Annotated in this window: 9 protein-coding genes; 2 read left to right on the top strand and 7 right to left on the bottom strand. The window is 37.7% G+C overall.

The genetic code is table 11. The features are described from left to right. Positions 1-34 precede the first annotated feature (34 nt). From F6K27_RS20905 to ftsH2, 5 genes are all read right to left on the bottom strand, one after another. Entirely contained in the window at positions 35-4,429 is a 4,395-nt protein-coding gene (locus tag F6K27_RS20905) for a response regulator (RefSeq protein WP_287275094.1), read from the bottom strand. 1,275 nt (positions 4,430-5,704) lie between these two features. Next, on the bottom strand, positions 5,705-5,959 hold the full coding sequence (locus F6K27_RS20910) for a hypothetical protein (RefSeq protein WP_287275096.1): 255 nt from the start codon (positions 5,957-5,959) through the stop codon (positions 5,705-5,707). Positions 5,960-6,022: 63 nt separating this feature from the next. Further along, positions 6,023-6,142: an ATP-binding protein gene (locus F6K27_RS33890; protein ID WP_353734854.1), complete on the bottom strand. Its 120-nt coding sequence runs from the start codon at positions 6,140-6,142 to the stop codon at positions 6,023-6,025. 806 nt (positions 6,143-6,948) lie between these two features. Continuing rightward, positions 6,949-8,259 (bottom strand): aminopeptidase P N-terminal domain-containing protein, encoded by a 1,311-nt coding sequence (locus tag F6K27_RS20915; RefSeq protein ID WP_287275098.1) that lies wholly within the window; start codon positions 8,257-8,259, stop codon positions 6,949-6,951. 554 nt (positions 8,260-8,813) lie between these two features. Beyond that, positions 8,814-10,700 carry an ATP-dependent zinc metalloprotease FtsH2 gene (gene ftsH2, locus F6K27_RS20920; protein ID WP_287275100.1) on the bottom strand — a complete coding sequence of 629 codons (1,887 nt, stop codon included), beginning with the start codon at positions 10,698-10,700 and terminating at the stop codon, positions 8,814-8,816. Positions 10,701-11,930: 1,230 nt separating this feature from the next. Between ftsH2 and F6K27_RS20925 the strand changes: the two genes are divergently transcribed. Next, positions 11,931-13,022, top strand: a complete 1,092-nt coding sequence (locus F6K27_RS20925; RefSeq protein ID WP_287275103.1) for a ParM/StbA family protein — start codon at positions 11,931-11,933, stop codon at positions 13,020-13,022. Positions 13,023-13,369: 347 nt separating this feature from the next. Continuing rightward, a complete protein-coding gene (locus F6K27_RS20930; protein ID WP_240039052.1) occupies positions 13,370-13,951 on the top strand; it encodes a hypothetical protein in 582 nt (193 codons plus the stop codon). Positions 13,952-14,505: 554 nt separating this feature from the next. On the opposite strand, the gene F6K27_RS20935 is transcribed toward F6K27_RS20930, so the two are convergent. Both F6K27_RS20935 and F6K27_RS20940 read right to left on the bottom strand, forming a co-directional pair. Then, a complete protein-coding gene (locus tag F6K27_RS20935) occupies positions 14,506-15,090 on the bottom strand; it encodes a PAP/fibrillin family protein (protein WP_287275105.1) in 585 nt (194 codons plus the stop codon). Between the two features lie 238 nt (positions 15,091-15,328). Next, a complete protein-coding gene (locus F6K27_RS20940) occupies positions 15,329-15,520 on the bottom strand; it encodes a hypothetical protein (RefSeq protein ID WP_124145827.1) in 192 nt (63 codons plus the stop codon). Positions 15,521-15,834 lie beyond the last annotated feature (314 nt).

The raw sequence follows: 15,834 nt of genomic DNA on the forward strand, positions 1-15,834 counted from the left end.
CCAAAGTGTAAGTATTCAACCGGACATTACATAACTACTGACTCGTAAATTTATCTAGAAGTATATCAATACTCTCTAATACCTGCTGAAACTGTTGGGCTAAAATTAAAGCTTTGGTAGATAAAACTTCCATATCGGCAGTTTCACTTCGTAGATCCTGATGTAGAGAGGCAGCAGACTTGTAGAGGGTATTTGCTCCAATATTACCTGCTGATCCTTTGAGGGAGTGAACCAAATATAACGCCTGCTTCAAATCTCCGCAGTTTAGTGCTGCTAGGATTTCAGTGTCATACTTTTTTTGAGAAGCTTGAAAGAGTCTCAGAATGTCGAGATAATCACTCCACTTACCACCCGTAAACTCTAAACCCAAATTGACATTCAGACCAGGCACAGATAATTTAGCAGTCTCTGGAATATCAGTCTTTTCTAGGAGAAGACTAGGGATATTGTTCGTGGGTACAGAGGAACTGTTAGTTGGAATAATCCACTTCAGGAGAGTCTCATATAGCTCTTGAGGGTTAACAGGTTTGGATAGATGATAATTCATCCCTGCTGCCGAACTTTTAGTTTTATCTATATCCATAGCATTAGCTGTCATAGCAATAATCGGCACTGTGGCAAACCATTCTGTTCCACTGTTGTCCTCCTTTGCCAGAGAACGGATACGGCGAGTGGCCTCTAGTCCATCCATTTCCGGCATCCGAATATCCATCAAGATTAGGTCGTAAATCTGCTCCATAACTTTAGCGATCGCTTCTTTTCCATTGGTTGCGCAATCTACTTTCAACCCTACTTTTTGCAGCAATTCTTGGGCGATTTGTTGGTTCACTGCATTGTCTTCTACCAGTAGAATATCAGCCCCCTGAATTGCTTCAAATTCTACCAAGTAGGACAATTGACTTTCTCTAGAATCAGTGAATACCGGATAATCAGAATCATCATCAGGCTCCCAGAGGTAGCCCAGTTCTAGTTCAAAGTAGAATATACTGCCTTTACCGAGTTCGCTCTCAACACCAATGGTTCCGCTCATGATGTTGACAAGACCTTTGCAAATTGCCAATCCGAGTCCTGTACCACCGTACTTACGACTGGTAAAAGCATCCACCTGGCTAAATGGCTGAAATAATTTTTCCATCTGAGAAGGACTAATACCAATTCCTGTATCTTGCACCTGAAATTTCAGGCAAACAGTTTCCTGACTATAAGTGAGTAGTTCAACTCCAATAGTAACACTACCTGTTTCGGTGAACTTGACAGCATTGCTCGCTAGATTCATCAACACTTGAGTTAAGCGCAGTGAGTCTCCAATCAAGTACTGGGGAATCTCATCCCCAACCTGGAATAATAGTTCTAACCCTTTTTCAGCAGCTTTGAGAGCAAGAATATTTTTGATGTGACTGAGAATTTCATCTAATTCAAATGGGATAGATTCCAGTTCCAGTTTTCCGACTTCGATTTTGGAAAAGTCCAGGATATCGTTGATGATTTCCAATAACGATCGGGCGGAACTCTGGATTTTGGTGAGATAGTCTTGCTGGTAGTGAGTAAGATCGGTTTGTAAAGACAAGTGAGTGAGTCCCAGAATACCATTCATCGGAGTACGAATTTCGTGACTCATCAGGGCTAAAAATTCGCTCTTGGCATGATTAGCATATTCGGCAGTTTCTTTTGCTTCTCGCAACTGCTGTTCAGCTAATTTGTGATCTGTGATATCCTGTACCGTACCTATGAGATGCGTTACTTTGCCGCAGATATCCCGCATAGGTCTGCCACGAGTCGAGGTATAAACCAAAGAGCCATCTGGTTGATAGATACGATATTCGATTTTGTAGGGTTGAGCAGTTGCTATGGTAGTCTGAACTGCACGGTCTATACTCTCGCGGTCTTCAGGATGAACAAGCTCTAGGAAATTTTCATAAGTTAGAGTTTTCACTTCTGGGGACTGTCCAAAAATACGGAAAGTTTCGTCAGACCAAGCAACTATACCCGTTGTTATATTGAATTCCCAACTCCCCAGTTTACCTATTTTTTGTGCTGCTTTTAAATGAGTTTCACTTTTGCGTAGGGTTTCTTCAACTTGTTTACGACAGCTAATATCAGTAATTGTGCCAATATAACCGATTTTATGCCCCTCTGTATCCCATTCTACCACTGCTTGTGCATACACCCACTTCACAGTGCCGTCAGGATGTTGCAAGCGATATTCCATTTGGCCAGAATGCTTGCCTTGGATAAATTGCTTCCAGGCGGTATTAACCATAACTTGATCGTCAGGGTGTAGACCCTGTTGCCATCCAGATCCAGTTGCTGCCTCTACAGAGATTCCAGCAATCTGACTCCAGCGATCGTTAACATAGGTAAAGTTCCCTATCATATCAGTACGAAAAATTCCCACTGGAACAGTCGCAGCTAATGTTGAGTAACGATTTTCGCTCTTGATCAAGGCAGATTCTGCTCGTTGTCGTTCTTCCAGTTCAACCTTTATTTGTTCATAGGATTTTCCCTGTTGGATAGCAATGGCAATGTGAACAGATAATCGTTGCAGTAAGTCGATCCCATCTTTTTCCCAGATATAGGCACGATCGTGGCTGGCAAGAATCAGACCCCACAGTTCTTTTTCTACTATAATTGGTACAACCAGGGTAGCACGAAGACTGAAACTTACAAGGATTTCTTGACTATCTGGACTTATATCTGATTCGTATACGTCATTTACTACCTGAATCTGACCATAGCGATACTGCTCCATCCATTCAGGTGTCACCCATATCTGGGCAAATTCTGCATCCAATAGCGATCGCTCACCTTCAGCAATTGACTTAGCAACCACAGTATCAGAAGACTGAGGATAGAATTGGTAAACCATTGCCTGATGGCAGTGCAACAGCGAGGGAATCTCTCGTACTGCTGTATCAAGAATTTTCTGCAAATCCAGCGACGACCGTATCTGGTCTGCTACAGTCATCATTAATTTTTCGCGTTCTGCCTTAGCTTTGAGAGCATTAGTTCTCGCTTCCACCAAGCTTTCTAGTTCAACATTGCGACTTTCCAGTAGTTTGATTCGCTCTGCTTCTAGGCGCACCACTCGTTGTTCCAAAACTTCCATCAACTTGCTAACTTCCTGGGGATTGATAGCTTGCAAGAAACTGCTCTGTGTCACAATGCCTATAAGATCTCCTTGTTCTCCTTTCACCACTAACTGACGGATGTTGTGCTCTTCCATAATCTGTTGCACAGTCCAAAGTGACGCTTCTGGTTTAACTGTCAGCAGCGGTTTACTCATCACTGCCTCTGCTATGGAATTTTCTAGATTTAGACCCAATGCCTGAAATCTAACCAGGTCTCGCTCACTCAGCATCCCCACCGGAATTTGCAGTGATTCTTTACCAGGTTCCACAATCACGATTGAACTAATATGGCGATCGCTCATCAGTTGGGCAATTTTTAACAGGGATGTCTCCGTTGTGGCACAAACTACTTTATGGTTCATGACTTCGCGCACCAGACGTAGTCGTAGTAGGTCAGTTGGTTGGCAAATTTGTCGCAAACTATCGTGGGTAATTAATCCAACCAGATGCTCGTGCTCATCTAGAATTGGCAAGTGACGAATCTCATGCTGCTGAAGCAGGTTAATTACAGAAAACAAATCGGTAAAATCATACTCAGGTAGGGTAATGACAGAAGGTGTCATAATCTGACCCATTACCAAGCGATCGAGGGGTTTTTGCTGGGCACTTAAGCGGACGACATCTCGCTCAGTCATAATACCTACGACCCGACCATCCTCAACTACTAACGCGCAGCTTGACCTTGCTCCTTGATGACAATCTTTTTTTGACCTATCTGCCATTTTGGCATCACTGGTAAGCGATCGCTGGTTATTCATTAAGGTAATGGCATCTCTAACTGTTGTATCTGGATTAACAACTACAGGATTCCTAATGATTGCCGATTTCAGTTCTAGCTGAGTAAGTACCGTGGTGCGAACAGAAACTTGACTAATACAGGCGTATAACGAGGTAGCTGTAATATCTCCTTTGACCAGATAATCTGCTGCTCCTAGCTTCATTGCCCGTACTGCAACCCGCTCATCCCCCAATCCAGTTAGCACAATTACGGGTAATTTATCTTTAGGGTAGTTAGTGGCAATTGCTTCTAAGAACTCCAATCCATCTCCATCCGGTAGATTTACATCAACCAAGGCTATATTTGGTCGCTCCGAGTGCCACATTTCTATTCCTTCTTCTAAGGTTTCCGCTTCTATTATGTGGTAAGTGCGGTCTGGATCTGATTGAAGATAACGAATGTAGGTGAGGCGATCGACCTCAGAATCATCTAGGAGTAAAATAGTTATTGTCGGCAATAAAGCTTCAGGTGTGCTAACATTGATGTCACCATGGGGAATTTTGCTATAGATTGATTTAGGCATCTTTGTGCTTCTTTGAGGAAGTAGTCAGTATGAGTGATAACAATGCGAGTGATGGTAGGGTATTCAACCTATCAGGCCACCATTATTAATGGTTAAGCTTACTACAGCTAGATATACTAATATCATGTTCGGACGGGTCAGTTATAATAAAATTTAAGGACTCCGGGTACCGACAGTACCAAAGAAATACTGAAATTATCAATGCTTTTCTCCAATATTTTCTATGTATTCCTCCTTTCTTCCCTCCTGACTCCTGACTCCTGACTCCTGAGGACTCACAACAGTTATTTATAAGTATTCAACCGAACATGATATAAATATTTAGATTGGCAAGTTAATCAAGTAAACTTCTTGATTCTATCGATCTCCTATATTTTCAAAATAGTTAACAAGTCTTTGTTACTGTATTCATCACCCTAAAATATATTGTAGATTATAGTTTAATAGTGATAATCACGCAATACTAGGGATAAAATAAATAAATAGTTACTGTACTAGCACGGCAAATATTCTAATAGACATCTCCAGAAAAGAGGGAGTAGGGAGTAGGGGGAAAGAATTGATAATTTCTTTGTGATAATTGATTTTATTTTTTATGATCACCAGATGTCTAATATTAATAAGCCGATCTAAATCTAAAATATCTGGCGGTGTTTCTCCTTTTGTTCAATAGAAATAGGGGCTAACAAGAATGTATAGATGCTTGATAAATTCTTAATAAAAAGGTGAAAAAAGAATGCGATAAATATAGCAAAGCTATGCTGCTAAATTAATTATTTTAATATCTATATTTACTAAAACAATATATTTGATATTTCCTGACTATTGAACTACTGACTATTAAAAATACCTTAAGTTTTTGTGGTAAACATTTATCAAAATGGTATTATATTACGTATTTATAAGTAGTAAAGCTAAATTAATTGTATATTATATCGTGTTCGGATAATCACTTATAATAAAGTTTTGGTTTGTAGTTTTGCTCTAGCCCTTACAATACTTAGAAAGCATCTATAAAATAAATCTTAATGGATACTAGAAGGCTACTTATTGTTGGTTTACAGCTTTCACTGCTGAACTATTAGATGAACCTATCCCACTAATAATACTTTTGCTAAAAACTCTAAATATGTTGATATTTAAAAACGAAAAATAAAGCTTTTCAAACACATTTTACTTAAACAAATAAACTTGTTCAAAATAGTGGAATAGCTTTATTTAACTATAAAGGATGCGCTTAACAAAACCTACATATTGTTGATGATTCTTGATAACTTAAATTACTTCTATTCCATCAGTTCCTGGCAGGTTTAAATCTATTAAAATCAGTGTAGGACGAGGAGTTATTTCAGGAGAATATTCTCCTGTCTGGAAAACAAAATCTAATGCGTTATCTCCATCTACACAGTGATATATAGGATACTCAAAACCTTGTTTCCTCAGAAGTCGGATTAATGTAGTGTAATCTTCCTCACTATCTTCAACTATTAGCAAAGATAATTTTTTTTGTTTATTTAGTAATTCACTCATTGATGATTAATTCTCTGATAATTTGAGATAGAATGTTGTTCCTTCTCCATAATTAGACTCCAGTCAAATTTTACCACCATGACGCTCAATGATTTTTTTGACTATTGTTAAACCCACCCCTGTACTGCCACCAAACTTATCTTTCCCATGTAATCGTTTAAAAAGTTTAAAAATTGTCTCTATATGCTTTTATCGAATACCTATACCATTATCTTTGATAGATATAATACAGGCAGATTATTCAGTTTTTTTATAACCAATTTCTACAGTTTTATGAGTTTTTTTATTATATTTAACAGTATTATTAATTAAATTGCTAAATACTTCTTCCATGATAATTATGTCACCATAAATTATCGGTAAATTTGGCGTTGCTGAGTGGTAATGATTTTGAGATTAACTTTGGGCGCAAAACATCAGTTTTTCAATTTTACCTTCAGCTAATAGACATCTCCAAGAATCAAAAATCAATATCTATATCCCAAAGAAATTATCAATTCTTTCCCCTCCACCGGAGGGGGAGGGGCGAGGGGTGGGTTCCCTACAGCAAAGCTGCCTACTCCCTACTCCCTATGCGTGGAGTAGATGTCTAATTATCATTACTTTGAGATTTTTTCCTATTTTTTGAAGTTCTCCTTCTGCATAAATTATTGCTCCCGTTGCCCCTACTATTGTTAATAATTTTTCTCCAAATCAAATATAGTGTATAATTTGGTGATTATTGCTGATTTAACTACTATAATTAGTGCCATTGCCTAAGTAGTGGATATGTCTGCACCCTACCGTTGAAATGCTATATAAGTTATTGATGCTGAATAATTCTAGTTAATTCACTATTTTTTCATTAGACATCTCCAATAATAAAAAATCAAATTAATTCTCGTACATAAATCATTAATTATTTCCGCCTACTCTGTAGGGAGGTTGCATGCAACCTCCCTACTACTCCCTCTTTTCTGGAGATGTCTATTAAGTAAAAGAAGAAAAATTTAATTTTCTAATTCCTCAACTAATTTCGGAACTCCTGCAGTTAATACTTCATTTCCTTCTGCAGTGACTAAAACATCATCCTCAATTCTAACTCCAATTCCACGCCAACGGTCATATACTTCCGGTTGACCTTCAACTGATTTAATATTCGGTCCGATATAAATACCAGGTTCCACAGTTAAAACTTGCCCTGGTTGTAAATTTTGCGGTTCTTCTCCCCACTGATAAACACCCACATCATGTACATCTAAACCTAACCAATGTCCGGTTCTGTGCATATATAAATGCTTATATTTTTCCTTTTCAATTATTTCATCAATATTACCTTTTAATAATTTTAAATCAATCAAACCTTCCACTAATACTCGTACTGCTGTATCATGAAATTGTTTATAAGGATTTCCTGGTTTTACTTCAGAAATTGCTGCTTGTTGCGCTCTTAAAACCAACTCATAAATAACCTTTTGTTCCGGTGTAAACTTTCCACTTATAGGAAAAGTCCGAGTAATATCAGAATTATAATAATTGTAAGCAGCTCCAGCATCAATTAACAACAAATCATTTTCTTGCATTTGCCGATTATTTTCTATGTAATGAAGAATGCAAGAATTAGCACCAGAAGCAACAATGGAAGGATAAGCAGGAGTCGCTCCATGACGAGAAAAAATATACTCCATTTCCGCTTGAATTTGATATTCAAACTGCCCCGCTTTGGCAAACTTCATCGCATGGTTATGAGCATCAACAGCAATATCAGCAGCTTTACGCATTTGTTCTAATTCCGCAGTGCTTTTAAGCAGACGCATCGGATGTAAAACCGTACCCGCATCTTGAATAGCGATCGGACCAGTACCAGTTCTCGGATAGACCCGCATCAAATTTTGCCAATGTCGAAGAATTGTTTCATTGAAGTGGCGATCGCGTCCTAAACGATAATAAATTTTATCGGCACCCTTCAAATATTCAGGTAATTTTTTATTCAGTTCATTAATAGAAAAAGCTGCATCAGCACCATACTTTTCCTTAGCAATTTCCACTCCAGCACGATAACCAGTCCAAGTTTCTTTTGCTTGGTCTTTTGGTTGCACAAACAAAACAAATTTATGCTTTTCATGGTGTGGTGCAATGACAGCTACAGCTTCTGGTTCATTAAAACCTGTTAAATAAAAAAAATCGCTATCTTGACGATAAGCATATTCTACATCATTGTGCATGACAGCCATTGGCGCACTTCTAAATATAGCCGTACCATTGCCAATTTTTGTCATTAGTTGTTTGCGTCTTTGTTTATATTCTGTTGAAATTGCCATATTTTTTAGAAGTAATATTTATGTATTTTGAAAATACCCACAATAAAAGTTTTAGGGAACAGGGAACAGGGAACACCGGATCTGGGAAAAATTTATCAGAAAAAACATTCTTATATCAAGTCTCATTAATTAGCCATAATAAATTAGCCATCTTCACTCATCTTTAGATGACTTCTGCTATGCAGCCCAGAAATTTATTTCTTGGCGGATGACATGACTTGCAAACCTCGCCAAGGATTGAAATCCTTGGCTAATAGTTTAAGTCATCTTAAGATGACTCTTGAGGAGTATGCCATCTTTTTATATTGTGGTTAAGTCAGTGCAACTTGATATTACTTCTAGATAACTAAATCCTTCTTCCTTCTTCCCGCTATATTAAAAGAACCAAAAATTAAGTACAAAAACTACTTAACTTTCAGTTCTTTTTTAAGACACTATATTTCACGCTTCAACTATTAGTAAATTAGGTAATGTATCATCATAAACCTACTAAATTAACTGAAGTGTAAAACCTCAATTACGCTGATAGCTGATAGCTGAAGTGCTTCTTGAAATTACATGATTGGAACAAAACGTTCTTTTTCTGGAACATTAGTGTACTCAGACACAATTTGTCGGAACTCATCACCATCAATAGTTTCTTTCTCAACGAGCAAATCAACTAAACGATCTATCACAACCCGGTTCTCACGCATTATATTACAAGCGTGCTCATAACAATGATCAACAATAGTGCGAACTTGATCGTCAATACGAGAAGCGATCTCATCAGAATATTCTGAACGAGTCATTAGGTCGCGACCCAAAAACACCTCGCCTTGTTGAGTTTCCAAAGACATCGGACCAAGATCGGACATACCATAACGAGTCACCATTTGACGTGCCATCCCTGTAACCTGTTGTAGGTCATTACCAGCACCAGTTGTCACCTCAGCATCACCAAAAATAACTTTCTCAGCAGCGCGACCACCAAGAGCACCAGTAATACGAGCCAAAATTTGTGACCTTGAGATTAAACCTTGGTCTTCACTAGGCATAAACCAGGTGAGGCCACGAGCTTGACCACGGGGAATCAAAGTGACTTTTTGCACTGGGTCATGATCTTTGATCAAAGTACCAACGATGGCATGACCAACCTCGTGATAACCAATTAACCGCTTGCTCTTACCATCCATAAGTGGAGTTCCCTCCATACCTGCGACCACCCGGTCTACAGCATCATCAATTTCCGGCATAGTAATTGCTTCTTTACGACGACGAGCAGTGAGAATTGCAGCTTCATTCAGTAAGTTGGCCAAATCTGCACCTGTAAAACCAGGAGTACGACGAGCGATCGCATCTAGAGATACTTCTTCACTTATCTTCTTGTTGCGAGCGTGAACTTCCAGAATAGACAAACGACCTTTAATGTCCGGAGCATCAACAGTAACTTGACGGTCAAACCTACCTGGACGTAATAATGCAGAATCTAATACATCAGGGCGGTTAGTAGCAGCAATAATAATGATACCAGTGTTACCCTCAAAACCATCCATTTCTGTCAACAACTGGTTAAGAGTTTGTTCCCTTTCATCATTACCACCACCGATACCAGCACCACGTTGTCTACCCACCGCATCAATTTCATCAATAAAGATAATACAGGGAGCGTTTTCCTTAGCTTTTTTGAATAAGTCGCGAACGCGGGAAGCACCCACACCCACAAACATTTCCACAAATTCCGAACCAGAAATACTGAAAAATGGAACACCAGCTTCACCAGCGATCGCCTTGGCCAACAAAGTTTTACCAGTTCCCGGAGGGCCAACTAACAGCACACCTTTAGGAATTCGCGCTCCCACTGCAGTGAATCTTTCTGGTTTTTTGAGGAAAGTCACAACTTCTTGTAATTCTTCCTTGGCCTCATCAACTCCAGCCACATCATCAAATAGTACACCTGTCTTCGCCTCCATGGAGAAGCGGGCCTTAGACTTACCAAAATTCATTGCTTGTCCAGGGCCACCAGGAACATTGCTGGAGCGACGGAAGAGGAAAAATAGACCGACAATCAACAAAACTGGGAAAATCAAATTTCCTAATAGGCCCCATACCGCCCCTTCATTGCGTGGGGGATGGCTGTCAAAGCTGATATTTGCCTCTCGTAGACGAGAAATTAGGTCTGGGGAATTAGCTGGTAAATCTACTCTTAATCGTTGGACTCGATTATCTAGTTCTGGATCGACTGCTTCAACAATAGCTGTACGGCCACCTTCATAAAGGTCTACGCTTGTCACTCGGTCTGCTTGTAAGTAGTCCAAGAATCGACCATAGCTCATCCGGGTACTGGCAGTATTGCTACCCATGTTTGCTACTGTCGGGGAAAATGCTCCTTGCCAAATGAAAAAACCTATGACTAGAGCTGGTAAGCTCCAAAGTACAATTGTTCTCCAAGAAATTTTCATAAATTATTGGCCTCTTTTAGTAAAATTGAATTGAAATAGTTGGTGTAATTTTTTACACTTTTGATATTTTTGCCCACCTGACTTGATTTAAGGCGGAGAGTCCCAAATATAACTATTTGGCTCCCTGTTGCCTCTTCTAGAGGAGCTTTCCTAGGGAATACTCGACAAACGCTAACAATGTACCTACCATTCTTTGGAGTCAACCATTTCAGGTTTAAAGGTTTGCTTCACAGGTAAGCCAGGGCGGTTTTGGGGGTCTTCCCCATCAGCTACTGGCACTAACACCGTTAGTTCAGTGGCCAAGAAATACTCATAATCTTAACTAAATGTAACTTAACAATAGACATTAAGGCAACTACTTGGACTTCCAGAACAAATATCCTGGTATTGGCACTAACAAATTAGGGGACTGGAAATTCCTTTAGAGTTATCTCCGATGGAAGTAATCTTAGGCTAGGGTTAGCAACATATATATTTAGAAGAGAATATTTAATTTCTAAGGCTTTGATGAGAAAATAAGTGAAGGGTATGATCAAGAATCTTAAGAAGGAAGTATTAATTTAAGGTTAAATCTCTAAATTAATATTAAGTCATTTTGTTAGAAGTAGGGAATTACTCTAGTTCCCTAGATGTTTCACTTGCCTAAGAAGTGAAGTGAGGCACGGTCAAAAAATTGATTTTTTTCCTTTATATGTGCTAAACATTTTTAACTTAAGATGCTAAGTTTGTGGAAAGTTATTTTAATTAACTTAGAAATTCTTATAATAATTCCTGAAAAGTTTCATTAACCTGTTCAATTAATGGAGCTTCGTGAAACTATGCTTTAATAATAATTTTGATCAGACTAATATCTAATATTATATTTAGTTAGCTATATGTCCTCGACTCAAAAGAACAGGTTTGACCAAAAACCTATCTGGGCTATCTGGGGGAATTCTGAAAATCTCCACTTTTCGATCACTCGGTTGAAAATAATCCCTTGTTAAAACAAGTGTGAAATACAGGAATGTCTCACGCCTGATATGGTAATCTCCCCGTATTGCAGAAGTGAAGATGTAAAAGTATAGACTGTGTATTCTCCAGTTGACTGAAACTTCTGAAAGTACTTTACTTCTAAATTCTATGTTAATTTTATTCGCTTAATACCGTAGGTCTTAATTCATTTATAACTTAGGATTTTTAACAACGGTAGTATTTTGATTTAAAAATTTAGTGAGGTAATACAACCTAATGGTTATTAAACAGCCAGCAGCAGCAATGCTGACCCAGAAACCACCAAGTGTCGGTAAAAAAACAATCCTGAGTGTGGACTTAGGACGGACAGCTAGTAAAGCTTGTGTTAGTCGGACTCCAAATGGTGTAGTTTTTATTCCAGCTAATGTCAAGCAATTAAGTTTAGAACAAGTAAGATCGGGTAATTTTGAGTCTAAACCTACAGACCCATTATTAGATATGTGGCTGGAATATCAAGGCTCTGGATACGCTGTAGGTCAATTGGCTGCTGATTTTGGGGCAAATTTATTCGGTGATGAACGCTCTTTTGCCAAGTCCAAAGTCGAAGATGCTCTCATTAAAATTTTGGCCTGTGCTGGTTATTTTCAGCTCAAAGGCGAATTTTCAGTTGTGATGGGTTTACCATTTTATTCCCAAGAGCAATTTGAAAAGGAAAAGGAACAGATTGTTAGTCAATTACAATGTCCTCATAAAATGTCTTATCGAGGTAGCGAACCTACCGAAATTAGAATTAATAAGGTTTGGATCATGCCAGAGGGGTATGGTAGTTTGCTATGGTGTGAAGCTAACAACGGCAAGGAATTTCAGCCAGAGTTACCTAAACTATCTCTTGCTATTGTTGATATTGGCCATCAGACTACAGACTTTTTAATGGTAGACCGTTTTCGGTTTGCTAGAGCTGCTTCTAAGAGTGAACCTTTTGCCATGAGCCAATTTTATGAAGATGTAGCTTCTAAGATTGAGGGATCAGATGCTCAGTCTTTATATTTGCTAGAAGCAGTCCATAAACCAGAAGGCCAGCGTTCCTACCGTCCCAGAGGAGCGACTAAACCGATTAATCTTGATGGTGTTGTCCCTGAGTTGCGTAAAGTTTTTGCAGCTAAACTCTGTGACCGTTTGATTAAGTGGCTACCAGAAAGGGTGACAGATGTTGTTATGACTGGCGGTGGTGCAGAATTTTTCCAGGAAGATTTGGAAAGGTTATTACAAGAGGCAGGTCTCAATGCTCATTTAGCTCAACCACCTAGAGAAGCAAATGCTCTGGGACAATATATTTATGGAGAGGCTCAACTAGCAATATCTAGATAAGTTTTAACATCACAAAGATATTTGAGGTTGTACAATCCAGGACTGTTTCATTCTAAACTGTGCCATTTTATGTATTGAGGAAACCAGGTTATTTACAGCTTTAGGAAATTTATCTTTCGCTGTCTAAAAATCAATGAATTTATTGTCAAAATCTAGAATGAAATGAACCTGTGTACAATCATAGCAATTTTAGATAACCTCAGGTGCTAAAATCTAGTTTATATATAATTGAGTCTCGCACTGAGTTCCTGTGTAGTTTTTTCTAGGTCTGGAAGTAAAAAATAACGGGGCACAGTAGAAAATTTATTTTCTCTTTCCCCGTGTTAAGTTAACAAAAATATTACCTGATGCTTTGGGAAAAAAATCAGAAAAAAGAAGTCTTTTTTACCGAAGAGGCAGCAGATAAGCAATTATTGGTAGCTATAGAAAAAGAGTTAAATTCTCAAAAATATCGAACTTTTAGCAATCTTTGTAAACAAGCTCTGTGGCAATTTTTGGATGTATCTTCATCATCGACAGAATTAGCTAAATCTGCGTCTAATTTACAAAGGCTAGAGCACAGAATTTATGAGAAGCTTACCAAACATTTTTCTGAGTTAGAAACAAAATTGGTTTCTGATGAATTGAATACATCTAATAATACAGTTCAATCTAATGAAAATGAGTTAAAAAAACACTTGAATCAATTGCATCAACAGTTGACTCAAATCCAATTAAATTTAGATGCTAAATTCATCGAAGTTATGGAGAGTTTTAAGACAGAGTTGTCACAGATAGAAATACCTATTACTAAATCAGCCCAAGAAGAGTCAGAAGAATTAACTCCTACTAATACTAAACCAACAGAAGAAGATTTATCTGTTCAACAATCTACAACTGATGCAGATCCTTTATTGCAGCGCTTAAGTTCTCTGTTAGAAGAGTTCTAATTAATTATGCTTCAATATATCTTTAATTCACAAAAATAATGCCCACCAATTTGAGTGAGTAATGGCAAAATAGTCAAGGCAAAGAAGTAGAGAAGCAAGAAAAAAAAGAAACTAATTTACATAGATTAAGTACCAAATAAGATTGGAGAAACTCTCGAACTGCATAGTTTGCCAATTTCCTGTTCATAGCATTCTTTTTGATGATTAGTATTAATATAGTCTTCTATATTCTTCGGAAATTAGTTATCGTATGATCAGCGGAAGACCGAGTCAAGAAAAAGCAAGGATTAGAGTGGGAATTATCTGGGGATATTCCGGAATTTTATGTCTGCATTGAATGGCAGTAGAAAGTGCGATAACTGTATAACAGGATTTCATATAAGAGGCAGACAAATAAATTTGGAGACCATCTTACGAATGCTTTTATTTTTGACATAAGGTATAGTGGATTTCATCATTAAAAATGATCGATAAATTATCAATAAAGTAAAAATTATTTTTAGATATTTGAACTGTATTCCTCATCATTCACAAAAATTAGTTAGTATATTACCTTAAACTTTAGTTAGTACAAATACATTGCCTTGATTGCCTCTTCCAATGCGTAAATCTTCATCTAAATATGTAATATCTAACCATCCCTTTTGTTCTCGGTTTTGTATCTTAAAATCAACAGCAGTAAATTTTTTTCCTGATTCTATTTCAGCAATTAATCTATTAGCTGATTGATAACCTATTAAACTTCGTAAACCTAAAATTGAACGATTAAATTTAACATTTACTCGCTTTTCGGAAACAGCTTCAAACTGAGCAACAACACTAACTATTCCTTCTAATAAAGGCAAACCAGATACTTCAGCAATATTATAGATTGCTGTATCTTGGACTCGGATACATTGATAAATCTCCCCTAGTTTCAGGAAAGGAAAACTATCAATGCGTAGTAATTCTTGACTGGTAGTATAAAGTAATCGCCAATTGCCATTTAATAGTTCTTTTGCTTCAAAGGGACAAGGGTTTGGATTGTAATCTTCTACTTGAGCGATCGCTGCTAGAATTACTTGTTGGTCATATTTGCTTGCTAGTAAACCACGATTTTTGCCTGTAAGTGTCTCTATTAATCTGGACTTATAAATCATAATTTTTGTTTATTGTCAATCTGCGTTGATTCTAAGCTGACAATTTTCATTTATTTGTCATTTATTTGCAGAAGAAGAAAATTTCAAAAACATTCTTCGGGTATCCGGGTCTTAAGCAATTTTAACGATATCCTTAACAGTAGCAAAAAATTTGGATCGGCTTACTACTTGAGATTAATTTTACTTTGTTTGAATGAATCTAAAAATTTTATATTTTATATTATTTTTTGGTGCCAAATTATCCATCTTGTTCTTTTTCAACCTCTGAAATTCTCTTTTCCCTGATGGATTCCCATCTTACAAGAGGTGCAAATAAGGTTTGATAGAGATTATCACCCCTATCGACAGCATTGTAACCTACTGTAGGGGAGAATGGCCATTCGCCCCTACTACTGACTACTTCTTTAAGATTTGATCCAAGTAAATTCATCTAATCTGTTAAACAAGGACAGGAAAAACATTTATATATATTATTTGCTGGCAAATTTAAAACAAAATCCCCTAAAATCCAAGAGACTGGATAGAGGAGATGAGTAAATCTAAAGATATTAGGATAGACTTACTAAAATTCCTTGACTGAGGATATATGGAAGAAAAACAACAAACAAACAGTCCATCACAACCAGTAGTTCCACAACCAACTACGGTACAGGAAACAGTAAATCCACAACCAGTAGTTCCACAACCAACTACGGTACAGGAAACAGTAAATCCACAACCAGTAGTTCCACAACCAACTACGGT

It is taken from the genome of Okeania sp. SIO2F5 (genome assembly GCF_010692685.1).
GTDB classification, from domain to species: domain Bacteria; phylum Cyanobacteriota; class Cyanobacteriia; order Cyanobacteriales; family Microcoleaceae; genus Okeania; species Okeania hirsuta.